Here is a 25,238-nt window from a genome sequence, read left to right on the forward strand (position 1 = left end):
TATCGAGCAGCTCCCCCAGCACATCCATCGGTCGGGAGGCGCCGAAGGGGACAGCCTCCCGGCCCTTGGTCCTTGGTCCTTGGCAGGGGTGCCGGAATGCGGCGGCCTCAGCTGATCGTCGCTTCGATGATGGAGAAGGGCGTCGGTGTCGGCACGACCGGGTCGATGCTGATACCGGCGGCGTTCAGCAGCGACTCGTACTCCGCCTGGGACCGTTCCATGCCGGTGAGCATGCCGAGCATGGTGAGTTCCACCATCTTGGCCAGATGCGGTTCGCCGCCGTCCGGCACGATGGTCTCGACGATCAGCACTCGCGCTCCCGGGCCACCTGAACAGGCCGGTGCGCAGTCCGGTGGTGAACGAGGCCATCGCATTGCTGAACTGCTGCGAGCGGTCCGGGTTCTCGTACACCCAGTCGAGTCGAAGAAGGGCTTGCCGAGGTAGTGCGCAGCGGCGGGCTCGCCCCGTCCTCAGCAGACGGGGGCGTCGACCAGAGCCTTGTTGGCGGCGGCGGCCTTTGGTTCCTTGATGCCGAAGTTGGTGACGGTCAGGACCGCGGCACTTCGGCGTCCGCTCTTGTCCGTGTATATCTTCATCTGGGCCCCGGGCAGGAGCTTGCCGGACAGCAAAGCGGTCTGGAACCGCTGCCAGTCCGCCGCGGTGGAGACCAGGCCCCCCCGCCGCCCAGGACCAGCTCGAGTCGACGGCGGTGGTGTCGGTGTTGCCATGGGGGCGCTTGGGGCCCGCGAACGCCGTGCCCTTGGGTACGTGCAGCTCGGGAGGGAGGATGCGGCGGAGGCGTTGGGCGTCCGGCTCGTAGCCGGTGGCGTGCGTCTTCTTGGCGCTGAAGTCCGCGTTCGTGGACAGGAACGTGTCCTTCATCCCCAGCGGCGCCCCGGGTGCGTGGCGGCGGGCGTTCGCCAATGACTCCTGCACGATCCGGTAGCCCGCCAACTGCACCGGACTCGGCAACGACTCCAGCTCGGTCCTGATGCGCACCTCGACCCTTCCTCCCGCGGCCCGGTGGCTGTCCAACAACGCATCCAGCCCGTCGAGCCCGGGCATCGGCTGCAACGGGGCCGCGTCCGTGGGATCACGCAGTATCCGTAGCAGATCACGCAGCTCACCGCCGGTCTGCCGACCCGCCGCGGCGAGTGAGTCGACCTGTGCGCGGGCCCAGCCGGGCAGTTCATCCCCGCGTGCGCGCAGGGTTTCCGCGTGCACGACGAGCAGGGTGAGCGAGTGCGCGACAACGTCATGCATCTCGCGGGCGATCCGCGCCCGCTCCCGCTGTGCGGCCTGCGCCGCCCGCAGGCGTTGCGCCCGGTCCGCGTCGGCCGCCCGCCGCTCGGCCGCGACGAGCAGCGCATGCCGGGTCCGCGCGGCGAAACCCACCGTCCACGCCAGCGGCATCGGAGCCAGGACGGCGAGGACATCGGCGCCGCCCCGGAACTCACCGGCGCCGGCCGTCGTCCGGTTCACCCACAAGCCGGCCAGGGTCATCACGCCACCGGCACACATGGCCAGCACCGTACGCATCCAACTCGTGCAGCGAATGCCCAAGTGGTAGATCAGCACGGCGAGTGGCAGGAAGGCCAGCGGGGTCAGCTTGGCGTCCTCAGCCGCACTCCCCACCAGCGCCACCACGAGCGCGCCGAGGCTCACCACGAAAGCCGTGACCGGCAGCCGCCGTCGCAGCACCAGGACCGCCAGGGTCACCACTTCACAGCCGATCAGCGACGACCACGCGGCCTCCGACGTGTCCGCGTCCGAGACAGGCACGTTCCCCGGCCTCCCCGGCGGGGAGGGGAGGTGACTCGATCAAGGTGAGGAGTCGTGAAGGGTGGCGCGCGCAGCGCCGCAGGCCGTCCGCGACGTGCCGTTGCGTAGGCTTCCGGTGTTTGACCTCGTCGGCTCGGGCGAGGACCTGCGGCGGCATGTGGGGCCAGCCGTCGCGGAGCGTGTGAGGTCCCGATGGGGCGGTGACGATGGCAGACAGAATGAGGCAGGACGAGCGGGTCGCCGCGACACGGGAGGCGTTGCTGAGCGCGGCGGAGCGGCTGTTCGCCGAGCGTGGGGTGTACGCGGTGGCCAATCGCCAGATCAGCGAGGCCGCCGGGCAGGGCAACAACGCCGCGGTCAGTTACCACTTCGGCACCAAGGTCGACCTGGTGCGCGCGCTCGTGCGCCGGCATGCCGAGCAGATCGAGGGGATCCGGACGCGGCTGCTGGCCGAAATCGGCGATTCCGTCGAGCTGCGGGACTGGGTGGCCTGCGCGGTCCGTCCGACCACCGAACATCTGGAAGCTCTGGGCCGCCCGAGCTGGTACGCCCGGTTCATCGCCCAGGTCACGGCCGACCCCGCGCTCTACGCGATCGTGACCGAGGAATTCTCCGTCACCGCTCCGTCGATGCGGGTGTTGAAGGAGGGTCTGAACCGGTGCCTGCCGGACCTGCCCGCCGAGGTGTACGCCGAACGCTCGGCCATGACGCGTCACCTGATCACGCAGATGTCCGTCGAGCGGGAGCGAGCTCTCGCCGACAACGCTCCAACCTCCCGTGCGACATGGCATGAGGCCGCCACCGGCCTCATCGACGCGATCGTCGCGTTGTGGCGGGCCCCGGTCACGCGTGTGCCGTGACCGGCGGTCGTCCTGAAGGAGTGCCCCGCACCTTCGCCGGGCAGGACGGTCCCGCCGGGGTCCATGTGCTGCGTACTCTCGACGACGCGTTGGCGCTGCGGGCCGAGCCGATGACCTCCACGCGCGTCGAGGTGGTCGGAGACGGGGTGCTCGCCGCAGGGAGCGGGCCGGCCGAACGGACGTGTCACGGGGGAGCTGGCCACCGGCGAGGTGCTGCCCGCCGACGTGGTCGTGGTGGCGTTCGGTGTCGTTCCGGCGACGGACTGGCTCGCGGGCAGCGGCCTCGAGGTCGACAACGGAGTGGTGGCTGGACCGACCAGTTCGACGTCAAGATCCACGTGCATGGTGTGCTGTCGGCCGATGCCGAGGTGACCGTCGTGGACGGGGACATGGCGCAGGGCCGGTTCGTCGCGCGGTACCGCGGAACGGCGCGTGCTCGGCTGGCGCATGCCCAAGCAGACCCGACTGTGCGGCAGGAGATCGTCGACGCGTTCACGTCATGACGAGCGCAGTCAGGCTTCGTGGACGAGTCGTCCGGACGCGAAGAGGGCAGCCTCGGGCCGCCATGCGTCACAGTAGTCAGGATCGCTGGCGAAGCGCAGCGCCGGCGCCGCGCGCAAGTGATCACGGCGGGTCCGAGTCGCCACTGGGCGGGACGGACTCGATGAACTGAGCCTGTTCTCCTACGCGATGCGGCGGACTGGTCCGTCCGCAGGCGGACCCTCACGCCTCCCGGCCGTAGAGCGCGGCGATGTCCTCGGAGCCCGCCCAGCCGCTGTAGGTGGGCGACTGTGGCCAGCCGTCGGGGGAGTCCTGCCACTCCTCCTGCCGCCCGTACGGCAACAGGTCGATCAGCGCGAAGGAGTAACTGAGCTGCTCGGTGCCGCGGCCGTTGGTGTGCCAGGTGCGGTAGACGGTGTCGCCGTCGCGCAGGAACACATTGACGGCGAACCCTCCGCCGGGCGGTGCGCCGACGTCGGCACCGAACGGACTGTTCGCCGTGGAATACCAGGCCATCGTGTTCCCGACCCGCCGCTTGTAGGCGAGTGCCTCGTCGATCGGGCCCTGGGTGACGATGACGAACCGGGCATCGTAGTTGTCCAGGAAAGCCAGCCGTGTGAACTGCGAGGTGAACCCCGTGCAGCCCGAGCACTGCCACTCCTCGCCCGGGAACCACATGTGGTTGTAGACGATCAGCTGCTTCTTGCCGTCGAAGAGGTCCGCCAGCCGGACCGGCCCGTCCTCGCCTTCGAGGGTGTAGTCGGGCATCTCGACCATCGGCAGGCGGCGGCGCTCGGCGGCGATCGCGTCGAGCTCCCGGGTCGCGGCCTTCTCCCGAATACGCAGCGCTTCGAGCTGACGCCGCCAGGTGTCGGCGTCGACGACGGGCGGTAGTGCGTTGGGGCTCATGGTCCCCTCCCTGATCATGTGTGTGGCCTGCTGTCTCTAGGTGTAGACCTCCCTCGGTCGTCGAACTCATCGGTGTCGGCCATTCGACCGCTTGGTTTCCCGCCCCGGCCGGTGAGGCGGAGGCTCGTTCTAGGATCTTCGGCATGGCGAAGCGCGCGGTACATCGGCGGGCCCGGAAGATATTGGGCGAGGAGCCCGTGGCCCTGGTCTGGTGCGAGATCCACAGGCCGATTCCCACACCGCCCAAAGAGGTGCACCGGGCCGCGGGCAAGGGACGGCTGAAGCCGGGCCACCACTGGCTGCTGTACGTCGGGGCCGTCGTGTTCTTCTTCGTCGTCATCCCGATGATGCTGATCGACAAGCTGGGCGGTCGACGTGACCGGCGTTCCCAGCCACGACGCAACCGCGGACCGCGGGCCGGGGAGCCGCAGACTCCGCCGGACGCCCGCCCCTCTTCCTCCGGCCGCGACCCTGCCCGAGATCGCCGACAGGACCCGACCCATGGCATCTTCGACGGCGACTGGAATCTGACCGCGGGCCGGCTGCTGCTGCGCTGGTACGGGCATTCACCCAACCCCAAGCGCCTGGTCATGCTGGCCCGCGATCGCGTCTGCGTCGCCACGTCCCCGCGCCGTCGGCTGTCGCCCACCAGGGCCGACGACTTCCAGACCTTCGCGGAGTTTTCCCTCGATCAGGTCCGCGTCGAAGGCGAGACGGGACAGCCACGCGGTTTCGCCACGTTCCGGCTCCGCTTCACCGACGGCTCCTGGCTGGAGGTGGGACGGCTGGGCGAACCCGAGGACGCCGACCACTTCTTGCGCACCGTCAACAGCTGACGGTGGCGTTACCAGCTGATGGCGTCGTCCATCGACTGCTGCCAGTACGTGACCTTGAGGGAGTCGTCGATGTAGGCGCCCTTGGCGGGCAGTGACGGGTGGGCGGCGGAGGGGACGTCCTCGTCGGCGGTGCGGCCCTGGAAGTAGACGGCCAGGGACTTCTCGGTGTGGCCGTTCGTACCGCTGCCGTCGGCGGCCGACAGATTCACGGAGGAGTAGCCGGACTCGCCCGGGGCGAGCGTGACGACGGCCTGCGGCTTCGAGTCCTCGATCACCGGCGGCACCGACTGGGCCTCGCCGAAGCGGACGGCCGGGTAGCCGTAGAGGTAGCAGATGCTGTTGCCGGTGTTGGTGACCGTGAGCAGCATGTGGTTCACGGGGCGGTTCAGGGGAGCCGCGACCGTCTTGGTGTTGGAGCCCTGGCAGGTGACGCCCTTCTTGCCACTGGTGTCGGACTTGCCGTTCCCCGACGCCGCGGGCACGTCCGCGGTCGACTTCGAACCGGCGGCGCCCGTCTTCGCGTCCTCCTGGGAGGACGAGCCGGAGGCGGACGCGGTCGAGGAGGCGCCCGCCGACGAGCCCTCATTGCGGACGCCCTCTCCGTCGTTGCACGCCGTCAGGGAGAAGGCGGCGACCGCGACGGTCGCGGCGGCGGTCAGCAGACGGGTGCGGGAGGGACGAATGCTGGACATGTGGGTGAGCCCTTTCGGTACTGCGGTGGATGTGGTGCTTGGATGACCGGAGCTTGTGGGGCGGTCCGTCCCAGCTGCCACTCCAGCCGGGCAGTCGGAGACGCTGGAACGCGGAAACGGGCTTTGACCAGGGGGAACGTAAGGGACCTGGGACGCGGGAATGGGACGCGCCGGGCCACAGGGGAAGAGGAGCAACGGTGTCAGGGACGACAGGGGCCACGGGAGCGACGGGGGCTGCCGGGGACGCGGAGGCGTTCGCGGAGCAGCTGCGGGGGCTCAAGGAGCGCTCGGGGCTGAGCTACGGGACGCTCGCCAAGCGGCTGCATATGAGCACGTCCACGCTGCACCGCTACTGCAACGGCACGGTGGTGCCGGCCGATTACGCGGCGGTCGAGCGGGTCGCGCGGGTGTGCCGGGCGACCCCCGAGGAACTGGTCGAGCTGCACCGGCGGTGGATTCTGGCGAGTGCGGCGCGGTCGCGTAAGGGGCCGGAGCCGGGCGGCGCGGCGCGCGGTGCGGGTGCGGCTGCGGGTGCCGGTGCCGGGGCCGGTGCCGGGGCCGGGGCCGGGGCGCCCGAGGGTGGGCCGACGCCGGATGACTCGGCGCCCGGCGCCGAGGGCCGCGGACTGCCCGAGGCGGCGACGGGCCCTGCCGATTCCGGCGGTGGGCGGCCCGACGCGGTGGGTGGAACGGGTTCGGTGTCCGGGGGCGGTCAGCTCCGCGAAACCGGTGGAACGGGATCAGCTTCCGGGAGCGGTCAGCTCCGCGAAACCGGTGGAACGGATGAACCGGTTGTCGGCGGTGCCGTCCCAGCCGCTCCCGTGCGGTCGCGGCGCCGCCGCACCGCGCTCGTCGCATCCGTCGCCGCGGCCGCGGTGCTGGGAGCCGTCGCGTTCGCCGTGAATCTGCCGTCCTCCGGAGCCGACGGCGGTGATGAGAAGGCCGCGGGGGCGGGGGCCGCCACACCGACCACTGGCCCCGGCACCGGGGGCCGGGCCAACGACAAGCGGCCGTCCGCGTCGGCCTCCCCCTCCCCGTCTTCCCCGTCCCGGGGCGCGAAGACCGACAAACCCTCCGCCCCGGCGTCGGAGCCCGCCGCCCACGACGGCGGGGGCGCCCCCGAGCGCCCCGGCGGCGCACCGGTCAACATCGCCACCCGCCCCTACGTCTACGACAGCCCGTGCAGCCAGCACTTCCTCGTCGACAGCGAGCCCGAACAGGTCGGCCCGCCCGCCGGCGAGCCGGACGCGCCCCGCTGGGCCGCCGCGTACGGCGCGGTCTCCTCGGGGGAGCAGCGCGTCGCCCTCACCGTGCAGGGCACCGGGAAGGACACCGTCGTCCTGGAGGCGCTGCACGTACGCGTCGTCGCGAAGGGCGCCCCGCTCGCCTGGAACGACTACTCGATGGGCGTCGGCTGCGGCGGTGGCGTCGAGACCAAGTCGTTCGACGTCGACCTCGACAACGGCAGCCCCACCGCCACCGTCAAGAACGGCCAGGGCGACTTCCCGTACAAGGTCAGCGAGTCCGATCCGGAGGTCTTCTACGTCACCGCCCACACCAAGGCGCATGACGTCCGCTGGGACCTCGCCCTGGACTGGTCCAGCGGCGACCGCCACGGCACGGTGCACCTCGACAACAACGGCGCCCCGTTCCGCACCAGCGCCGCCGCCGGCCGCCCCGGCTACGACTACCCGCTGGGCAGCAGCGAGTGGGCCAAGCGCGAGGAGTAGCCACGGACGCCGAACGCGGCTGTCCGCCCTCGGGCGCGGCAGCCACGTGTCAGCCATCGGTTAGTCGATCGTCAGCGGCGGCGACGAGGGTGGTCTCCAGTACGCGGAACGCACCACAGCAATACCGCACCGCGTCCCGGACGCACGTCAACCACCCCCGGAGGATTCCATGTTGCGCAGGACCGCTCTCCGCCGCACCCGCACCATCGCCGCCGCCTCGCTGATCGCCGCTGCCGCCCTCTCGCTCACCGCCTGCCAGGGCGGCGACTCCGACTCCGACGCCAAGGGAAGTGCGTCCTCGGCCACCTCAAAGGCCTCGAAGGCCACGCCCGGGAGTTCCTCCGACACCTCCAGCGACGCCGCCGACACCAAGGCGGGCAACGCCTCCGGCGGCTCCTCGTCGGCGAGCCGCTGCACCAGCGACCAACTGGACGCCGCCTGGTCGAACTTCGAGGGCGGCCCGGACATGGACTACGACGGCCAGCAGACCGCCCGGGTCGTACTGAAGAACACCGGCACCGCCGACTGCGCCATGGCCGGCTTCCCCGGCGTCCAGCTCCAGACCGCCCACGGCGACACCTGGGACCTGCCGCGCACCCAGGCGAAGCCGAAGCCCGTCCGGCTCGGCGAGGGCGACCGGGTCGGCTTCGACATCACCCTCCTGGCGTCGACCCACGACGACGACCGGAAGTTCGAGCCGAACCAGGTGGTCATCACCCCGCCGAACGAGCGCGGGAACCTCGTACTGGACTGGCCCTACGGCGGCGCCCTGCTGGACCAGTCGGGCGCCACCCACCCGGGGACCTACGTGGGTCCGGTCAGCGCGGCGGAGTGAGCGCGGGGCGGACATCCGAGCTGCGGTCGGTGCCCGCTGGTTCAGCGCTCCGTGGCCCGGTCGATGAGGGCCTGTAGGTACAGGCCGCGGTGGGCGTCGAGTTCGGTGGGGGTGTGGGTGCGTACGGCGGTGGCGAAGTCACGGCGGAGGATCGGCCAGCACTCCTCGTGGTCGATCTCGGCGGTGTCGTAGACCAAGGGGGCTTCGGCGCCGAAGAGTTCGATGCGGGTGAGCGCGCGCGGCACGTCGACGGCGCCGGACAGGGAGGCCTGGCTGACGGTGCCGTTCGCGTGTTCGCAGGTGAGCTCGAGCCAGCGGCGGGGGTCGCCGGTGGCGCGGATGTCGGTGATGGGGCCGACGGCGGCGTCCAGGAGGTCGAGGAGGTGGGGCCCGAGGTCCAGCAGGGCGCCGTGTTCCAGGCGCCAGCTCGTGGCGAAGTCGCCGCCGAGGAAGGCGCCGTGGAGGTAGCAGGAGCGGGCCCCGGCGATGTCGCGGGTGCGGGCGGCGGCGAGGAAGGCGCGGGTCGCGGGGTGGTAGCGCTTGGTCAGGACCAGTTGGGAGACCACGCCGGCTTCGGCGACGGCGTCCGCGAGCCGCTGTGCGGCGGCCAGGTCGGGGCCGAGGGGCTTCTCCAGCAGGAGCGGCTTGCCACGCTTGGCCGCCAGGGGGGCCAGCTCGGCCTGCACGGCGGGCGGGACGGCGAAGGCCACCGCCTCGCAGTGGTCGAGGAGTTCCTCGAAGTCCGCGGCGACGTGCGCCCCGTAGGGGGCGGCGGCCAGCCGGGCGGCTTCGGGGCGGCGGGCCCAGACCGCGGCGAGCCGGGTTTCGGGGCCGGTGGCGAGCATGCGGGCGTGCATCGCCCTGGCCCAGGGGCCGGCGCCCACGAGGCCGACCTCCAGGGGCCGGTGCGTCCAGGGGGCCGGTTCGGTGGAGGGAGAGGGGTCGGCTTCGGTGAGGGGAAGGGGACCCGGTGCGGTGGGGTGAGCGGGGGCGGGTTCGGTGGGGTGTGTGGGCACGGTGTTCCTGTCGGTTCGGGGTGGCCCCCGCGGGGTCACTGCGCGATGCGGTTGAGCCGCTCGTCCGCGCAGGCGGGTGCGTAGAGGGATTCGACCACCATGGCCGCGGCGCCGATGACACCGGCGTGGTCGCCGAGCCGGGACGTCACGACCTGCAGGTGGGCGGTGGTTCGGGGGATGGTGCGCTGGTAGAGCAGCTCGCGGACGCCGGTCATGAACGGGGCTCCGGCGAGGTCCCCGGCGAGCATCAGAACCCCCGGGTTGAGGAGGGTGACCACGGTCGCCAGGACTTCGCCCGCGCGGCGTCCGGCCTCCCTGGCCAGCCGGATCGCGTCGGGATCGCCCTTGGCGAGCAGCGCTTTGACGTCGGAGCCCGAGCGGGTTTCGGCGCCGAGGCCGGCCAGCTCCCGGGCCAGCGCCCCGCCGCTGGCCACGGCGGCCAGACAGCCGTGGGCACCGCACATGCACAGGGCGTCGGAGTGGTCGTGGAGGCGGATATGGCCGATGTCGCCGGCGCCGCCGTCGATGCCGCGGTAGATGCTGTCGCTCACGACGACGCCGGCGCCGATGCCGGTGGAGACCTTGACCAGGACGAAGGCCGAGCAGTCGCGGTGGTTGGCCTGGTGCTCGGCCAGCGCCATGAGGTTGGCGTCGTTGTCGACGAAGACGGAGACGGGGCCGCCTTCCAGGCTGGGGCCCACATGGTCGGCGTAGGCCTTCTGCAGCCGTTCCCGGATGGGGTACTGGTCCCATCCGGGCATGATCGGCGGCTCGACGACCCGTCCCGTGTCCCAGTCGACGGGGCCGGGCACCGAGAGCCCGATGCCGCAGACGTCGGCGGCGTCGATGCCCGCCGCGGTGATCAGATCCGGGAACCAGCCGGCCAGTTGGTCCAGGACCTCGTCCGGGCCCTGGTCGATGTGGAGCGGGCCGGTGTGCTCGGCCAGGAGGGTGCCCGCCAGGTCGAGGACCGCGGCCCGGGCGTGCCGGGTTTCGAGGTCGGCGGCGATGACCGCGGCATGGGAGGGATCGAGGACGAGCCGGTCGGACGGGCGGCCACCGGTGGAGGTGCCGGTGGTGTGGCGCAGCCAGCCGGCCCGGTCGAGCAGGTCCAGGCGCTGCCCGACGGTCGAGCGGGACAGCCCGGTGGCGCGTTGCAGATCGGCTCGGGTGTTGGCGCGGCCACTACGGATCAGCTGCAGCAGTTCGCCCGCGCTGACCTGGTTCGGTGTCATCATGCTTCCCCCACGCGTCAGCTCTTGTCGGCGCCGCTGGTGAGGCCCTCGGTGAGGAGGCGTTCGGCGGCGAAGAACAGAAGTACCACGGGGATGGTCAGCACCACCGACCCGGCCATGAGGACGGTCTTGGGCACTTCGATGCCGTTGGAAAGCTGGGCCAGGCCCAGGGAGACGGTCCACTTGCCGGGGACGGCGGCCAGGAAGAGCAGCGCGAAGAGGAATTCATTCCAGGCGATCATGAAGACATACAGGCCGGTCGCCATGAGGGAGGGCAGGGTGAGGGGCAGGATCACCTTGCGGACGGTCTGCAGCCGGGTGCAGCCGTCGAGCGCCGCGGCCTCCTCGATGGAGGCGGGGATGGTGACGAGGTAGTTCTTCAGCATGTAGATCGACACCGGCACGGTCTGGGCGACGTAGACGATGGCGAGGCCGACCAGGCTGGAGGAGAGTCCCATCTTGGCGAAGACGACGAAGAGCGGGACGGCCAGCAGGGTCGCGGGGAACAGATAGACGGCCAGGAAGAGCGCGCTGACCTGGCGGTGGCCGAAGAACTTCAGGCGGCTGACGGCGTAGGCGCCGGGTACGGCGGCCAGCAGGGTGAGGACGACGGTTCCCAGGGACACCAGGGCGGAGTTGAGCAGGAACCGCAGGAAGCCCTGCCCGCCGGCGTCGGTGGACCGCAGCACGTCCCGGTAGGTGGAGAGCGTGAAGTCCTTGGCCGAGATCAGGAGGGACCCCGGGTCGAGCAGGAGTGCGTCGATGGGCTTCACCGACAGCAGCAGCATGTAGTAGAAGGGCAGCAGGGTGATCACGGCGAGGAACGCGATGACGCACCAGCGCAGGACGCCGAAGATCCTCTCCTCGACGTGGGCCCGGGTCAGGGCGGCCTTACGGGTCACGATTCCTCCTGGACCTTGTTGCCGAAGAGCTTGAAGTAGAAGCCCAGCAGGATCATCAAAGCGGCGGCCAGCACGAGGGCCTGGGCGGCGGCGGCTCCCACGTCGTAGCGGGCGGTGAGGAAGTCGTAGACCCGCACGGCGGCGACGTTGGTGCCCGCGCCGCCTCCGGTCAGCAGATAGACGTCGTCGAACTTGTTGAACGTCATGATGAACCGCAGGACGCACAACAGGGCGATGACGGGCATCAGTTGGGGCAGCAGGATGTGCCGGAAGCGCTGGGAGACGGTGGCGCCGTCGACCAGGGCGGCCTCTTCCAGGCCGTTGGGGACCGCCTGGAGCCGGGCGAGGATGAACAGGAAGGCGAAGGGGAAGTAGCGCCAGCACTCGAAGGCGATGACGGTCAGCAGGGCCAGCGGGATGTCGACATGCATGCCGAGCAGGTGGACCTCGTACTCGCGGGTGGAGAGGAAGGCGATGGGGTCGTCCCAGCCGAACAGGCGCCGGCCCCAGTCGTTGACGACGCCGTACTGCGGGCTGAGCGCGACCTCCCAGACGAAAGCCACGGCGACGACGGGGGCGACGTAGGGCAGCAGCATGGCCGCGCGCAGCAGTCCGCGGCCGCGGAAGGGCTTGCGCAGCGCGAGCGCGGCGATGAGCCCGAGGGCGACGGAGCCCAGGGTGGCGCCCGCGGTGTACAGCAGGGTGGTGGTCAGGCTCGACCAGAAGCCGGCGGAGTCGAAGACCTGGGCGAAGTTGTCCAGGGACCAGTTGCCGAACAGCCCCATGCCCTGGATGTCCACCAGCTTGGCCTTCTGGAACGCCAGCAGTACGGTCCACGCGATGGGCAGCACGACGACCACGAGGACCACGATGAAGGTGGGGGAGACGAACGCGAGGCCCGCGCGGTTGGCGCGGCGGCTGGCGGTCATCGGGCGGCGGCCCCGGGGGCGGCGGGCCGGCCCGTGGGCCGAGGGCTGGTTTCCCGGCGCTGCGGTGCGCCTGTTGGGGCTGTCGTCATGAGGAGACCTTTGTGAGGTGCATGTCGGGCGGCTACTGCAGGGACTTCTTGAGGGCGGCGACTTCGTCGGCTGCTTCACGGGCCGCCTCGGAGGAGGAGATCTGCCCGCTGGTCATGGCGCCGATGGACTTCGGTACGGGCAGCTCGCCGTTGGTGGCGCCGACGAGTGCTCCTTCGCCCTGGGTGATGCCCCAGCGCCGCATGTTGCTGACGCCGTCGGCGAGCTGGTTGAGCAGGCGCGTCGGATAGACCTGGTCGAAGGGGATACGGCTGTCGACGCCGATGGGGCTGTGGCGCCAGGCGGCGAGGTAGCGGTTGGGCTCCGCGGCCGTGCCGTGCCGGACGGGGATCTTGCCCTCGGGCGCCATGCCGAACCAGGACTCATAGCCGGAGCCCATCATGTACTCGATGAACTCGCGGGAGGCCGCCGTCTCGGCCGTCTTGGTGGTCACCCATGAGGTGATCTCGCCGAACTGGGCCGCCTTCGTGGCGTCCGGGCCCTTCATCGCGGTGACGATGCCGCTGTTGTGCGCCAGGTACCGCGGGTCCTTCTTGCACTGGGGGCAGCTGGGCAGGGCGTCCTTGCGCAGGCCGGCCAGTTCGTCCAGCAGGAACGAGGACCAGATGATCATGGATGACCGGTCCGCGAAGTAGGTGGCGCGGGTGGAGTCCACGGTCTGGGCGCCCGGCGGGCCGTAGGCGCGGGCGAGCTGGTCGTAGGTGTGGAAGGCGGTCTCGCACGGCGGGGAGGCCAGTGCGACGTCGTGGTGACCGTCGACGAGCTGGCAGTCGTTGGCGAGCGCCAGGTTCTCGAAGCTCTGCGAGGTGAACACGTCGGCGGGGTCGGTGGAGGCCGAGATGCCGTCGTGGCCCTTGGTGGTGAGGGCCTTGGCGGCGGCCAGGGTCCGCTGGTAGGTGTCGGGAGCCGCCAGGTGTTTCTGCGCGAACTGGTCCTTGCGGTAGACCAGGAGCTGGAGCCAGGCGTCGGAGGGCACGCCGAGGGCGGTGCCGCCGTCGGAGGTGAGGTTCAGTGCGTTCGGGTTGAAGGTCTTCCGGCCCAGCTCGGCGATGATCTTCTTCGGGATGTCGGTGTTGAGCAGCCCGTTGTCGTACATCTGCCAGACCTGGCCCATCGGGGCCGCGCCGATGACGTCCGGCAGGGTGCCGGAGGCCGCGGCCGACATGATCAGCTGGGGCATCTGGCCCTCGTCCACCCCGACGAGATGGACCTTGATCCCGGTCTTCTTCTCGAACCCGTCGATGATCTTCTGGGTCGCCGCGGCGCGGTCAGGGAGGTTCTCCTGTGACCAGACCGTGATCTCGCGGTCCGGTTTCCCCGGTCCGGTATTGCCGGCACAGCCCGCGAGCAGCCCGATTCCCAGGGCTGCCGTGACGCCGACCGCGGTCATCCTCGACCGCCGGGTCCTGGTGTGCATGGTGTCCTCGTCTCGACTTACGTCTACTGAGCACGCATCTCAGCATCACTTTTGCTTGTTGACAAGACGTAAGTGGCGGCTATTGTCGACGCAACCGACATCCGCACCCCCTTCCGGAGCCATCCGTGGAACGCGTCGTTCAATTCACCGGCCCTCGCCAGGTGGAGGTCGCCGAGCACCCCCGAGCCGAACTTCCGCCCGGACACCTCAGGGTCCGCACCCGCTTCTCGGGCATCTCGGCCGGCACCGAGCTCACCGCCTACCGCGGCACCAACCCGTATCTGACGCGGACCTGGGACCCCGACGCGCGGCTGTTCCGCGAGGGTGCGGCCGGCATCCAGTACCCCGTCGCCGGATGGGGCTACTCCGAGGTCGGCGAGGTCGTCGAGGTCGCCCCGGACCTGGCCGGTACCCCGGGCCTGCCGCACCCCGGCGACCTGGTGTGGGGCATCTGGGGACACCGCAGCGAGGGCCTCGTCCCGGCCGAGCGCATGATCGGCCACACCCTGCCCGCCGGGCTGGAGCCCCTGGCCGGTGCCTTCGCCCGCGTCGGCGCCATCGCGTACAACGCCGTCCTGGCCGCCGACATCCACCTCGGCGAGGACGTCGCCGTCTTCGGCCAGGGCGTCATCGGACTGCTCACCACCCGCCTCGCCCAGCTCAACGGCGCACGCGTCACCGCCGTCGACGCACTGGACAGCCGGCTGGAGACCGCCAAGACCTACGGCGCCCACCACACCCTCAACGCCATCACCGACCAGGTGGCCGAGAGCATCCGCGACGCCACCGCCGGCCTCGGTGCCGACCTCGCCATCGAGATCAGCGGCGCCTACCCGGCCCTGCACGAGGCCCTGCGCTCGGTCGCCGCCGGCGGCCGCGTGGTGGCGTCCGGCTTCTACCAGGGCGACGGCATCGGCCTGCGCCTGGGCGACGAGTTCCACCACAACCGCGTGCAGCTCATCTGCTCCCAGATCGGCGGCGTCCCCCCGCAGCTGTCCAACCGCTGGAGCGTCGAACGCCTCCAGCAGACCTTCCTGCGCCTGGTCGCCGAGGGACAGGTGGACGTCACCTCCCTGGTGAGCCACACCATCCCCGCCGCCGACGCCGCCGACGCCTATGCGCTGCTGGACGAGCGCCCCGCGGCGGCGCTGCAGATCGTCCTGGAATTCTGAAAGGGCTCCGCATGCTCAAGACCGCCGTTCAGGAACAACTCCTGCCCGGGGACACCCTGCAGGCCAAGTGGGACGTCGCCCAGGCGGCCGGCTACGACGCCATCGAACTGCGCGCCAAGGGCGACTTCCACTTCGCCGCGCGCCTGGACGAACTGCGGCAGGCACGCAAGGACGGCGTGGTCATGCCGACCGTCTGCGTCGACATGCTCCACTTCCTCGGCGCCTTCGACGAGGACCTGCGCCGCGACGCCGTCGCCCAGATGAAGTCCCAGCTCACCGTGATCGCCGAGATCGGCGGCCTGGGCGCCCAGACCCCCGCCTCCTACGGCATGTTCTCGCGCCGGCTGCCCCCCTTCGAGCCCCCGCGCACCGAGGAGGAGGACCGCGAGGTCCTGCTGGCCGGCCTTGCCGAACTCGGCGAGCACGCGCGCAAGGAGGGCGTCACGCTCTTCCTGGAGCCGCTCAACCGGTACGAGGACCACATGGTCAACCGGCTGGAACAGGCCGCAGAGCTGATCCGCGCCACCGGTCTGGACTCGATCAGGATCGGCATCGACAGCTACCACATGAACATCGAGGAGACCGACCCCGCCGCGGCGATCCTCGCCCACGCCGATCTGATCGGCCACGCCCAGGTCTCCGACTCCAACCGCTTCCAGCCCGGCGCCGGCCACCTCGACTGGCCCGCCTGGCTCGGCGCCCTGCACACCATCGGGTACGACGGCTATCTCGCCGCCGAATGCCGCCTCACCGGCGAGCCCCTCGAAGCGGTCCGCTCCATCCCCGCGTTCCTGCGGGGGTCCGGCGCGTGACCGCGCTCCTGGCCGGACCCGCGCCCACCGCGGCCGCAGCCCTGACACTGCGGCGCGGTGCGGCGCGGGTCCTCATCGAGAACTGGACCGGCACCTCCACCGTTCCCTCCCGCACCCTCTACCCCCACCAGTGGAGCTGGGACTCCGCCTTCATCGCCATCGGGCTGCGCCACCTCTCGGCCCGCCGCGCCCAGCGGGAACTCGAATCCCTGCTGGCCGGGCAGTGGGCCGACGGACGCATCCCGCACATCGTCTTCAACCCCGCCGTGCCGCACGACGCCTACTTCCCCAGCCCCGACTTCTGGCAGTCCTCCCACGCCGGCCGGTCGGCGGGCGCACCGGCGGCAACCGAGACCTCGGGCATCGTCCAGCCACCGGTGCACGCCCTGGCGGCCTGGCTCGTACACCGGGCGGATCCCGCCGAGTCCCGGCGGCGGGGCTTCCTGCCCCGCGTCTATCCGCGGCTCGTCGCCTGGCACGACTACCTCCGCACCCGACGCGACCTCGCAGGGGCGGGACTCGCGGCCATCGTGCACCCGTGGGAGCCCGGCATGGACAACAGCCCCTGCTGGGACGATGCCCTGCAACGTGTCGACCCGGCCGCGCCCGACGCCTTCCAACGCGCCGACCTGGCCCAAGGCCACCCCGCCGACCGGCCGACCGACCTGGACTACGGGCGCTATGTGCGGCTGGCGACCGACTACCGGCAGGCCCACTACGACGACCGGACAGCGCGGCACCGCTTCGCCGTCGAGGACCCGTGCTTCAACGCCCTGCTGATCGCCAGCGAGCTGGCCCTCGCCGGGATGGCCCGCGACCTGGGCACGGCCGACGCACCGCACACCGCACGCGCCGACGAGCTCACCCGGCAGCTCGTCACCCGGCTGTGGGACGACACCGCCGGTCTGTTCCGCGTCCGCGACCTGGCCACCGACACCCTCGTCGACGAGCGCGCCGTCACCGGTCTGGTCCCGCTCATCGTTCCGCAGCTGCCGTCCGACCTGGTCGAGCGCCTTCGGGACACGCTCGGCGGACCGCACTTCAGGGCACCGTCCTCGCGACTGGTCCCCAGCTACGACCTGACCGGTCCGGCCTTCGACGCCAAGCGCTACTGGCGCGGCCCGGCCTGGTTCAACACCGCCTGGCTGATCCAGCGCGGCCTGCGCACCCACCGCCTGTGGGCGGACGCCGACCGCCTGCGGCACGGCATCCTCACGGAGGCGGGACGGTCGGGGTTCGCCGAATACGTCGACCCCACCACGGGCGCCGCCCGTGGCGCGCGGCCCTTCTCGTGGACCGCGGCCCTCACGTTCGACCTGCTGTGCGCCGACCCCGAGGAGTCCACGCCATGACCGCGGACCACCGCGTCCAGCTCGTGCGCGACGCCACGTTCGCCCACCTGGAGGCCGACGGGGGCATCAGCGGCACCCGCGGCACCACACCTGATGGTCTGTTCCTGCGCGACGCCCGCCACCTCAGCCGCTGGCAGCTCACCGTCGACGGCACCAGCCCCACCACCCTGGTGCCCGCCGCGGCCGAGGCGGACCACACCGCCGCATGTGTCCTGACCCCGCAGGGCACCCGGGACCAGCCGCCCGCCTACACCGTCTTCCGCCGGCAGAGCGTCACCGCGGGCACCTTCACCGAACACCTGCGGCTGGTCAACAACCGCCCGGGCCCGGTCACCGCCCGCATCGAGCTCACCGTCGACGCCGACTTCGCCGACCTGTTCGAGCTGCGCGCCGACGACCGCCACTACGCCAAGCCCGACGGCCGGCACGAGACCCACACCACGGACGACGGGCTCCTCTTCGACTACCGGCGCGCCGACTGGCACGCCCGGACCACCCTCGTCTGCAACCCCGCCCCCGACACCGTCGACAGCCCGCAGGACGCGCCGCGGCCCACCGCGCGCGCCCTCACCTGGGATCTGCGACTGGACGGACACGGCGAAGCCCAACTCCACCTCACCGCCCACGCCCACCCGCACGGAGCGCCGTCCCACCCGTCCGCCGCGCCCCCCGCGCCACGGCGGGCACCGGCGCCGGCACCGGTGGACGACCTGACCCGCACCTGCGAGCGGGGCCTCGCCGACGTGGATCTGCTGACCATCGCGGCCACCGGCGTGGACGGCGAGGAGGTGTACGTCCCCGCCGCGGGCATCCCCTGGTTCCTCACCCTGTTCGGCCGCGACTCCCTGCTGACCTCCTACTTCCTGCTGCCGTACCGACCCGGAACGGCCGCCGCCACGCTCAGCGCACTCGCCGCCACCCAGGGGCGGCGGTACGACACCTTCAGCGGCGAACAGCCCGGCCGCATCGTCCACGAGACCCGTCACGGAGAGCTGGCCCACTTCCGCCAAGTCCCCTACGGCCGCTACTACGGTGCCGTCGACGCCACTCCGCTCTTCCTCGTCCTGCTCCACGCCCACTACGAGACGACCGGCGACGGCGCGCTCGCCCTGCGGCTGGAGGAGCACGCCCGGCGGGCCGTCGACTGGATGTTCACCGACGGCGGCCTCGACCGCCACGGCTACCTCGTCTACAGCCCCGACACGGGCGGCCTGGTCAACCAGAACTGGAAGGACTCGGCGGGCGCGATCTGCTTCGCCGACGGCACCCAGGCCGCGGGCCCCGTGGCGGTGTCCGAGGCTCAGGGATACGCCTACGACGCGCTCGTGCGCACCGCGCGACTGGCCGAGGAGCTGTGGAAGGACGAGCCCTACGCACAACGGCTCCGTACCGCCGCGGCCGGGCTGCGCACCCGCTTCACCTCGGACTTCTGGATGCCGGACGCCGACTTTCCGGCGCTGGCACTGGACGGCGACGGCCGACAGGCCGACGCCCTCGCCTCGGACGCCGGTCATCTGCTGTGGTCCGGCATCCTCGACGCGGAACGCGCCCGCCGGGTGGGGCGGCGTCTGCTGGAGCCGGACTTCTTCTCCGGCTGGGCGATCCGCACCCTGGCCGCCGGGCAGCAGCCGTACCACCCGTTGTCGTACCACCGTGGCAGCGCCTGGCCGCACGACAACGCCGTCATCGTGCTGGGCCTGGCCCGCCACGGACTCACCGACGAGGTCGGCACCGTCACCGAGGGCCTGGTCGCGGCGGCGGCCCACCACGGATACCGCCTTCCCGAGGTCATCGCCGGTTACGACCGCTCCGCCACCGCCACACCGGTGCCCTATCCCCATTCCTGCTCGCCGCAGGCGTGGGCCGCCGCGGCACCGTTGGCACTGCTCACGGCGTCGCGGCAGGTCGCCGTCCCGTAGCCCCCGCCCGTCCCGTAGTCCCGTGGCCCCCGCCCGGGCGGCAGCCCCCGCCCGGGCCGGGGATCGGTGCCCCCGTCGGCAGTGACCAAGCCCACCGGGTTCCGGGGGTGTTGGCGCGAGCCCGGCCGTTACAGTCGGCGCCGTGGACTTCCTCACCGACATCCTGGGCGAGCCCTACCAGTCGATCGACCTGCCGCTCACCGCCGACGACGAGGGAGATGTCGTCGCGACCCTGGTCCGCCGCCGTCCGCAGAACCTGGCGCCGCGGCCGGAGGCTCCCGCCGAGCGGTGCTCTATGTGCACGGTTTCGTCGACTACTTCTTCCAGACCCACCTGGCCGACTTCTACACCGAGCGCGGCTACGACTTCTACGCACTGGACCTGCGCAAGTACGGCCGCTCACTGCGCCCGCACCACTCGCCGAACTACATTCACGACCTCGACGCCTACGACGAGGAACTCGACGAGGCGGTCCGCATCATCCGCGAGGTCGACGGACACGACACCCTGCTGCTCAACGGCCACTCAACGGGCGGCCTGATCAGCGCCCTGTACGCCGACCGGCGGGCCGGGCAGGGGACGATCGACGCGCTCTTCCTCAACAGCCCGTTCCTGTCCCTGCCAGCTCCCTTGCTGATCCGCGCGCTCGGCGCCCCCGTCGTCGACCTCCTCGGGCGTCTGGCGGCCACCCGCAAGCTCCCGGCCCCGCTCAACCCGCACTACGTCCACAGTCTCCACCGTGACTTCCGGGGCAGTTGGGAGTTCGACCTGACCCTCAAACCGGCCGAGGGCTTCCCCCTCTACGCCGGGTGGCTGGCGGCGATCCAACGGGGTCACCGGCGGGTGCGCCGCGGACTGGGCATCGACTGTCCGGTCATGGTGATGGCTTCGACCGCCAGCACCGCCACCACCGAATGGGACGACGCCCTGCTCCGCACCGACGGCGTACTGCGCGCCGACGACATCGCCCGCCTCGCCCCCCGGCTGGGCCCGCGGGTCACCACCGTGCGCATCCGGGACGGGGTGCACGACCTGGTGCTGTCGATCCCCGAGGTGCGCGAGCGCATCTTCGCCGAGCTCGATCTCTGGCTCCGCGCCTATCTGCCGGACCGGACCGGGTAGTTCACGGACGGGGCTCACCCGGGCATCGCCGTACGGAAGTCCGAGCTCCCGCCGTGGCTTCAGCCGTGCGCGGGAAGGGGGCGGTCGGCGATGTCCAGGGCCTCGTCGTGGGGACGCCCAGCATGCGCAGCATCATCTCCGCCATGGCCGCGGCGGCTTCGTCGCCGTTGGCGTCCGGCTGGGCGAGGTGCAGATCCAGGAGCGCCGGCAGGCTGCCGCCCAGGGCGGAGAGGGCGATCTCGGGGCTGGGGAAGGTGAAGCGGCCGGAGGCCGCGCCGGTCTTCAGATCGCCCAAGGCGCGGGGGACAGGCCGCGGTCGGAGTGGATGTGCCCGAGCCCGCGGTGGCGCAGGATCCGCATGATCTCGGGATGGGTCCGGGCCATCCTGGCGCTGAGCCGCACGCCGAACGCGACCCGCTCGGCGGGGTCGTCGATGCCCTCCAGCCGTTCGTCGATCGCCCGGCCGTACTCGTCGAGAGCGTCGAACACCGCCTCGTCGAAGAGGGCGGCCTTGGACTCGCCGCGCCGCCCGGACGGCGCCGGTGGTCATCGTCGGGGCGGGCCCGGTCGGTGTCACCACGGCGATCCTGCTCGCCCGCCGTGGAGTGCGCAGCATCCTGCTGGAACGCCACCGCGACGTGTACCCGATGCCGCGCGCCGTCGCGATGGACGACGAGGTCCGCCGGATCCTCCAGGCCATCGGTGTCCACGACGCGTTCACGGCCATCGCCCGCCCCGCCAACGGCCTCAGGCTGCTGGACGCCCGGCACCGCGTGATGGCCGAGTTCCGCCGGGACGACCCGTACGGTCACCACGGCTTCCGCAGACCACCCTCTACGACCAGCCCGGACTGGAACGGCTGCTGAGGAACGCCCTGGCCCGCCACCCGGAGTGCGAGCTGCGGGCGGGGGTGGAGGTCGTCGCGGTCGAGCAGGACAGCGAACGGGGCGGGAAACGGGACATGCCCGGTGACAGGCCGGGCCGGGTACGCGTCACGCTGCGCGACGAGACCACGGGCGTGGCGGAGCACCTGTGGGCGGACGCCGTCCTGGGCTGCGACGGCGCGGGCAGTCTCACCCGCGACGCGATCGGCGCCGTAGGGGAGGACCTGCACTTCGAGGAGACGTGGACGGTCGTCGACATCCGCACCGATCTGCCGGTGCGGACTTGGGAAGCGGTCGACCAGGTCCGCGACCCGGCCCGAGCGGCGACCTTCATGCGCATCGGCGAGGACCGCTACCGCTGGGAATTCCGGCTGCGGCCGGGCTCCGAGGACCTGCGTGAGCTGGTGGCGCCCTGGGTGGACGTCCCGGCCGACGGTGATGGCTTCGAGGTGATACGGCAGGCGCGGTACACCTTCCGGGCCCGCCTCGCCGACCGCTGGCGCCGGGGCCGCGTCTTCCTGCTCGGGAACGCCGCGCACCTGACCCCGCCATTCATCGGGGCCTGTGCGCGGGGCTGCGCGACGCCCACAACCTCTCCTGGAAGCTCGCCCGGGTGCTGCTGCAGGGCGCGTCCGTCGAGCAGGTCGTGAACCCCGGCGCGGTCGACAACCCCGGCCTGATCGACCACTTCGCCGCCCTGGGTGCCGAGCGCCGGGCGGCGCGGAGTGCTCCGGCGGGCGAGGCGAGCCGCGCGTAGCCAACCCGGAGGCACAAAAGGGGGACGAACAAAAGGACGGTGCCGGGCGTCCCCTCCCGGCACCGTCCAGGGCCGTGTGCCGCTCACCACACGGCCCGTCCGAGGGTCAGCCGACCTCCGCGGGCTCCTTCACGTCCTCTTCAGCCTGCTCCTGGCCGTGCTGGGGAGCCGCCTTGCGGCCGGGCAGGACGCCCAGGACGATCAGGGCGCCGGCGGCCATGATGATGCCGCCGATGAGGCTGGTGTGCGCGACAGCGTGGGCGAAGGACTCGTGCACCGCGTCCACCAGCGCCTGGGCCTTCTGGGGGCCGCCGCTCGGGCTCTTCGCGATCTGCTCGGAGACCGCGAGGCCACCGCCCACCGACTCCTTGGCGACGTCCATGGCGTTGTGCGGAAGCTGGTTGCCCACCAGGTCACCCAGCTTGTCCTGGTAGGACGTGCTGAGCAGCGAGCCCAGGAGGGCGATGCCGAGGGAACCGCCGAGTTCCAGCGAGGTGTCGTTGGCGCCGCCGCCGACGCCCAGTTCGGCCTCGGGGAAGGAGCCCATGATGGTGTCGGTCGCCGGGGACACGCTCAGGCCGATCGCGAAGCCGAGCAGCAGCAGCGACGGCAGGAAGTCGGTGTAGTCCGAGCCCTTGCCGATCTGCGTGAGCAGGAACACGCCCACGGCGCCGATGACCATGCCGGGCACGACCATGGCCTTCACCCCGAGCTTCGGGGCCAGTTTCCCGGTGACCGCGGCACCGACGAACACGCCACCGGCCAGCGGCAGCAGACGAATTCCGGTCTCCAGGGCGTCGTAGCCGAGGACGAACTGCAGGTACTGGGTGGCGTAGTAGATCGAGCCGAAGGTGCCGAAGAAGAAGAACAGCACCGCGAGCATGGAGCCGCTGAAGGCGCGCAACGTGAACTTGCGGACGTCCAGCATGGGGTGGGGGTGCTGAAGCTCCCACAGGGTGAAGGCCAGGAAGCCCACGCCCGCGACCACGGCCGCGGTGAGCGGGCCGGCGCCCCAGCCGAAGTGCGGGCCCTCGATGATGGCGTAGACGAGCGAGCCGACGGAGACGATCGAGAGCAGACCGCCGATGTAGTCGATCCGGCCCATGTCCTTCGCCTTGGACGGCGGCACCAGGAAGAGCGCGGCGATGACGCCGACGACCGCGATGGGCACGTTGATCAGGAACGTGGAACCCCAGGCGTGGTCCCGCAGCAGCCAGCCGGCGACCACGGGCCCGACGGCGATGGCGAGGCCGGAGGTCGCGGTCCAGGCCGTGATGGCCCGTGCCCGCTCACGCTTCGGGAAGATCGCCACCAGCAGGGACAGCGTGGCCGGCATGACCACGGCGGCGCCCACGCCCATGATCGCCCGGGCGGTGATGACCAGGTTGGTCTCGTCGACCTGGCTGCCCATCACCGAACCGCCCGCGAAGATCAGCAGGCCCGTGATGAGGGCGCCGCGGCGGCTGTACTTGTCGCCGATCGCGCCGAGCACCAGCATCAGCGCGGCGTAGGGGACGGTGTAGCCGTCGACGACCCACTGCAGGTCGCTGCTGCTGAGGTGCAGGTCCGTGGTCATATCGGGCGCGGCGACGATCAGGGATGTGTTGGCCATGACCACGATCAGCAGGCTCAGGCACAACACGATCAGTGCCCACCAGCGCCGTGGGTACGGCCCGGTCATCTTCTCGACCGGGGTGTTCGCGACGAGCGGCATCGGAAGCTCCTTGGGGGGCGAAGCGGTCGGCTTCGGGGGTCGGCAGGAGCGGTGCGGGCTGCTGCCTTGGCACCGAGGACAGTTACTTGCCCATGGATGTGCAGGCTAGTTTATTGCCCATGGATGTGCAAATATTAATTGCTCGCCGTTGTGCAAGTAGGGCGACCCCGTGCAGCGGCCTTGGGACCCCGCGCAGCGGCCCTGGTGAAGGAGGTTCCGCCGTGCCCAGCCCACGAGTCCTGCCGGCCCCCGGGTGCCGCCGGACGCGCAGCACACGGACCCGCATCCTCGAAGCGGCCCGCCGGGAACTGGATCGTGATCCCGACAGCAGCCTGGGTGACATCGCCGAGGCCGCCGGGGTGTCGCGCCGTACCGTCTACGGCCACTTCGCCGGGCGGTCCGCGCTGGTCGAGGGGCTCGTGGACGACGCCGCGCAGGCCCTACGGGAGGCGCTCACCGCGGTCGCGCTCCCGGCCCCCGACGCCGCCACCGCCCTGGCGCGCTTCGTCCTCACCCTGTGGCCGGTCGGCGACCGCTACCGCATGCTGCTTCGGCTCGCCCCCCAGAACCTGGGCGCCGAACGGGCCGACGTCCTCGCCCCCGCCCGCGACCTGGCCACGGCGATCATCGCCGAAGGCCGGCGGCAGGGCGTCTTCCACACCAGCCTTCCGCCGCCCGTGCTCAGCCGCGCCGTCGAGGCACACGTTCTGGCGCTCCTGGACTGCGTGAACACCGGCACTTGGACCGACGACGGCACGCGCACGGCCGCCGCCGCCCTGATCGCCGTGGGGGTCGACGGCGACCTCGCCGCCGCCCATGTCCGCCGGTTACGCCACCCGGCATGAATCGCCTGCTGCCGGGCGGATTCGGCCGGCGGAAGCGGCGGCCCGGCGGGACACCGAAACGCCGCACGACCGGCATCGTCGAAGCAGGCCCGGTGCGGTGGCGGCGGTCCACATGCCGGAAGCGATCCCGGATCGCGAGGAATGCCCCGTGTCAGAATGGACGTGCCGCTCCTGTCCGCCGTATTCGCCGTACCGCCCCGAGGTTGTCCGTGACCAAGCCCGCTGCCCGCGTCCCGCAGCGACGCAACGCGCGCTCCAACCGGGCGCGCATCCTGGCCACGGCCCGCAGGGAACTCGGCCGGAACCCGGACATCACACTGGAGGAACTGGCCCGCGCCTCCGGCGTCGTGCGGCGCACCCTCTTCGGCCACTTCCCCGGACGCGTCGCGCTGCTCGAGGCGCTGGCCGAGGAAGCCTCCGAGGCCCTCCAGGACGCGGCGGTGGCCGGAGCGGAGTCCACGGGCCCTGCCGAGCGGGCGCTCGCACACTTCGCGTTGTCGATGTGGCCCGTAGGCGACCGCTACCGGATGCTCTTGGCGCTGGCCCGGCACGACCTGGGCGCGGAACGCGTCGCCGAGATCATCAAGCCCGCGCGCGACGAGGTCACGTCCATCCTGGAGCGCGGACAGCGGGACGGCGTCTTCCACACCCATCTGCCGCCCGCGGTGCTGAGCGCGGGCCTGGAATCGCTGACGCTCGCTCTGCTGGAGCAGGTCAACACGGGGGCACTGGAGGACGACGGCGCCCGAAGCGCCGTCGCCATGCTCATCGCTGCCGGTGTGCCCGAGAAGCAGGCATGTGCCGTGGTCGGGGACGTCGCCACCGCGGAAGCCGCGGAGGCCGCGGAGGCCACGGAGGTCGCGGAGGTCACAGAGGAAGCGGACGCCGCGGAGTCCACCGCCGACTGAA

General features: G+C 71.5%; 21 protein-coding genes and 3 pseudogenes. 13 read left to right on the forward strand and 11 right to left on the reverse strand.

From position 1 onward, the window contains the following. Positions 1 to 107 precede the first annotated feature (107 nt). Both BLV72_RS38820 and BLV72_RS38825 read right to left on the reverse strand, forming a co-directional pair. Positions 108 to 374, reverse strand: a complete 267-nt coding sequence (locus BLV72_RS38820) for a methyltransferase (protein ID WP_093468288.1) — start codon at positions 372 to 374, stop codon at positions 108 to 110. A gap of 96 nt (positions 375 to 470) precedes the next feature. After that, a pseudogene (locus BLV72_RS38825) lies at positions 471 to 1,764 on the reverse strand (sensor histidine kinase); the annotation flags it as partial. Positions 1,765 to 1,988: 224 nt separating this feature from the next. On the opposite strand from BLV72_RS38825, the gene BLV72_RS38830 reads away from it, so the two are divergent. Continuing rightward, a complete protein-coding gene (locus BLV72_RS38830) occupies positions 1,989 to 2,642 on the forward strand; it encodes a TetR/AcrR family transcriptional regulator (protein ID WP_093470800.1) in 654 nt (217 codons plus the stop codon). A 20-nt stretch (positions 2,643 to 2,662) separates the two neighbouring features. Beyond that, positions 2,663 to 3,145 (forward strand): hypothetical protein, encoded by a 483-nt coding sequence (locus BLV72_RS38835; protein WP_208905867.1) that lies wholly within the window; start codon positions 2,663 to 2,665, stop codon positions 3,143 to 3,145. A 220-nt stretch (positions 3,146 to 3,365) separates the two neighbouring features. On the opposite strand, the gene BLV72_RS38840 is transcribed toward BLV72_RS38835, so the two are convergent. Beyond that, positions 3,366 to 4,052 carry a DUF899 domain-containing protein gene (locus tag BLV72_RS38840; RefSeq protein WP_093468289.1) on the reverse strand — a complete coding sequence of 229 codons (687 nt, stop codon included), beginning with the start codon at positions 4,050 to 4,052 and terminating at the stop codon, positions 3,366 to 3,368. A gap of 143 nt (positions 4,053 to 4,195) precedes the next feature. Between BLV72_RS38840 and BLV72_RS38845 the strand changes: the two genes are divergently transcribed. Continuing rightward, complete coding sequence (locus tag BLV72_RS38845; RefSeq protein ID WP_093468291.1) at positions 4,196 to 4,888, forward strand: hypothetical protein; 693 nt, start codon at positions 4,196 to 4,198, stop codon at positions 4,886 to 4,888. An 8-nt stretch (positions 4,889 to 4,896) separates the two neighbouring features. Here BLV72_RS38845 and BLV72_RS38850 read toward each other — a convergent pair whose 3' ends face one another. Beyond that, positions 4,897 to 5,580: a DUF4232 domain-containing protein gene (locus BLV72_RS38850; protein WP_093468292.1), complete on the reverse strand. Its 684-nt coding sequence runs from the start codon at positions 5,578 to 5,580 to the stop codon at positions 4,897 to 4,899. 197 nt (positions 5,581 to 5,777) lie between these two features. Here BLV72_RS38850 and BLV72_RS38855 point away from each other — a divergent pair, with 197 nt between their 5' ends. Both BLV72_RS38855 and BLV72_RS38860 read left to right on the forward strand, forming a co-directional pair. Next, positions 5,778 to 7,310: a helix-turn-helix domain-containing protein gene (locus tag BLV72_RS38855; protein WP_093468294.1), complete on the forward strand. Its 1,533-nt coding sequence runs from the start codon at positions 5,778 to 5,780 to the stop codon at positions 7,308 to 7,310. 169 nt (positions 7,311 to 7,479) lie between these two features. Further along, entirely contained in the window at positions 7,480 to 8,145 is a 666-nt protein-coding gene (locus BLV72_RS38860) for a DUF4232 domain-containing protein (RefSeq protein ID WP_093468295.1), read from the forward strand. 41 nt (positions 8,146 to 8,186) lie between these two features. Here BLV72_RS38860 and BLV72_RS38865 read toward each other — a convergent pair whose 3' ends face one another. The 5 genes from BLV72_RS38865 to BLV72_RS38885 all read right to left on the reverse strand — a co-directional run bounded on the left by BLV72_RS38865 (position 8,187) and on the right by BLV72_RS38885 (position 13,752). Further along, positions 8,187 to 9,044 carry a Gfo/Idh/MocA family protein gene (locus BLV72_RS38865; protein WP_093470801.1) on the reverse strand — a complete coding sequence of 286 codons (858 nt, stop codon included), beginning with the start codon at positions 9,042 to 9,044 and terminating at the stop codon, positions 8,187 to 8,189. 152 nt (positions 9,045 to 9,196) lie between these two features. Next, positions 9,197 to 10,396 carry an ROK family transcriptional regulator gene (locus BLV72_RS38870; protein WP_167746490.1) on the reverse strand — a complete coding sequence of 400 codons (1,200 nt, stop codon included), beginning with the start codon at positions 10,394 to 10,396 and terminating at the stop codon, positions 9,197 to 9,199. Between the two features lie 17 nt (positions 10,397 to 10,413). Next, on the reverse strand, positions 10,414 to 11,298 hold the full coding sequence (locus BLV72_RS38875) for a carbohydrate ABC transporter permease (RefSeq protein WP_093468298.1): 885 nt from the start codon (positions 11,296 to 11,298) through the stop codon (positions 10,414 to 10,416). Further along, positions 11,295 to 12,227, reverse strand: a complete 933-nt coding sequence (locus tag BLV72_RS38880; RefSeq protein ID WP_093468300.1) for a carbohydrate ABC transporter permease — start codon at positions 12,225 to 12,227, stop codon at positions 11,295 to 11,297. The genes BLV72_RS38875 and BLV72_RS38880 overlap by 4 nt, the downstream gene beginning before the upstream one ends. Before the next feature lie 121 nt (positions 12,228 to 12,348). Then, positions 12,349 to 13,752: an ABC transporter substrate-binding protein gene (locus BLV72_RS38885; RefSeq protein ID WP_093468301.1), complete on the reverse strand. Its 1,404-nt coding sequence runs from the start codon at positions 13,750 to 13,752 to the stop codon at positions 12,349 to 12,351. Positions 13,753 to 13,877: 125 nt separating this feature from the next. Here BLV72_RS38885 and BLV72_RS38890 point away from each other — a divergent pair, with 125 nt between their 5' ends. The 5 genes from BLV72_RS38890 to BLV72_RS38910 all read left to right on the forward strand — a co-directional run bounded on the left by BLV72_RS38890 (position 13,878) and on the right by BLV72_RS38910 (position 20,129). Continuing rightward, on the forward strand, positions 13,878 to 14,924 hold the full coding sequence (locus tag BLV72_RS38890) for a zinc-dependent alcohol dehydrogenase (RefSeq protein ID WP_093468303.1): 1,047 nt from the start codon (positions 13,878 to 13,880) through the stop codon (positions 14,922 to 14,924). A gap of 11 nt (positions 14,925 to 14,935) precedes the next feature. After that, entirely contained in the window at positions 14,936 to 15,736 is an 801-nt protein-coding gene (locus BLV72_RS38895) for a sugar phosphate isomerase/epimerase family protein (RefSeq protein ID WP_093468304.1), read from the forward strand. Further along, positions 15,664 to 17,088 (forward strand): MGH1-like glycoside hydrolase domain-containing protein, encoded by a 1,425-nt coding sequence (locus BLV72_RS38900; protein WP_425288479.1) that lies wholly within the window; start codon positions 15,664 to 15,666, stop codon positions 17,086 to 17,088. The genes BLV72_RS38895 and BLV72_RS38900 overlap by 73 nt, the downstream gene beginning before the upstream one ends. After that, positions 17,085 to 19,007 carry an amylo-alpha-1,6-glucosidase gene (locus BLV72_RS38905; protein WP_093468307.1) on the forward strand — a complete coding sequence of 641 codons (1,923 nt, stop codon included), beginning with the start codon at positions 17,085 to 17,087 and terminating at the stop codon, positions 19,005 to 19,007. The genes BLV72_RS38900 and BLV72_RS38905 overlap by 4 nt, the downstream gene beginning before the upstream one ends. A 288-nt stretch (positions 19,008 to 19,295) precedes the next feature. After that, positions 19,296 to 20,129: an alpha/beta hydrolase gene (locus tag BLV72_RS38910; RefSeq protein WP_208905868.1), complete on the forward strand. Its 834-nt coding sequence runs from the start codon at positions 19,296 to 19,298 to the stop codon at positions 20,127 to 20,129. A gap of 59 nt (positions 20,130 to 20,188) precedes the next feature. Here the strand turns inward: BLV72_RS38910 and BLV72_RS50610 are convergent. Further along, positions 20,189 to 20,648 (reverse strand): annotated as a pseudogene (locus BLV72_RS50610) (TetR/AcrR family transcriptional regulator); the annotation flags it as partial. A 23-nt stretch (positions 20,649 to 20,671) separates the two neighbouring features. Here BLV72_RS50610 and BLV72_RS38925 point away from each other — a divergent pair. Beyond that, positions 20,672 to 21,770 (forward strand): annotated as a pseudogene (locus tag BLV72_RS38925) (FAD-dependent monooxygenase). 106 nt (positions 21,771 to 21,876) lie between these two features. Here the strand turns inward: BLV72_RS38925 and BLV72_RS38930 are convergent. After that, positions 21,877 to 23,484, reverse strand: coding sequence for an MFS transporter (locus BLV72_RS38930; protein WP_093468312.1), 1,608 nt, complete (start codon positions 23,482 to 23,484; stop codon positions 21,877 to 21,879). 221 nt (positions 23,485 to 23,705) lie between these two features. Between BLV72_RS38930 and BLV72_RS38935 the strand changes: the two genes are divergently transcribed. Further along, positions 23,706 to 24,329 (forward strand): TetR/AcrR family transcriptional regulator, encoded by a 624-nt coding sequence (locus tag BLV72_RS38935; RefSeq protein ID WP_244321233.1) that lies wholly within the window; start codon positions 23,706 to 23,708, stop codon positions 24,327 to 24,329. A gap of 209 nt (positions 24,330 to 24,538) precedes the next feature. Then, positions 24,539 to 25,237 carry a TetR/AcrR family transcriptional regulator gene (locus BLV72_RS38940; protein ID WP_093468314.1) on the forward strand — a complete coding sequence of 233 codons (699 nt, stop codon included), beginning with the start codon at positions 24,539 to 24,541 and terminating at the stop codon, positions 25,235 to 25,237. Position 25,238 lies beyond the last annotated feature (1 nt).

This window comes from Streptomyces melanosporofaciens, from assembly GCF_900105695.1.
GTDB classification, from domain to species: Bacteria; Actinomycetota; Actinomycetes; order Streptomycetales; family Streptomycetaceae; genus Streptomyces; species Streptomyces antimycoticus.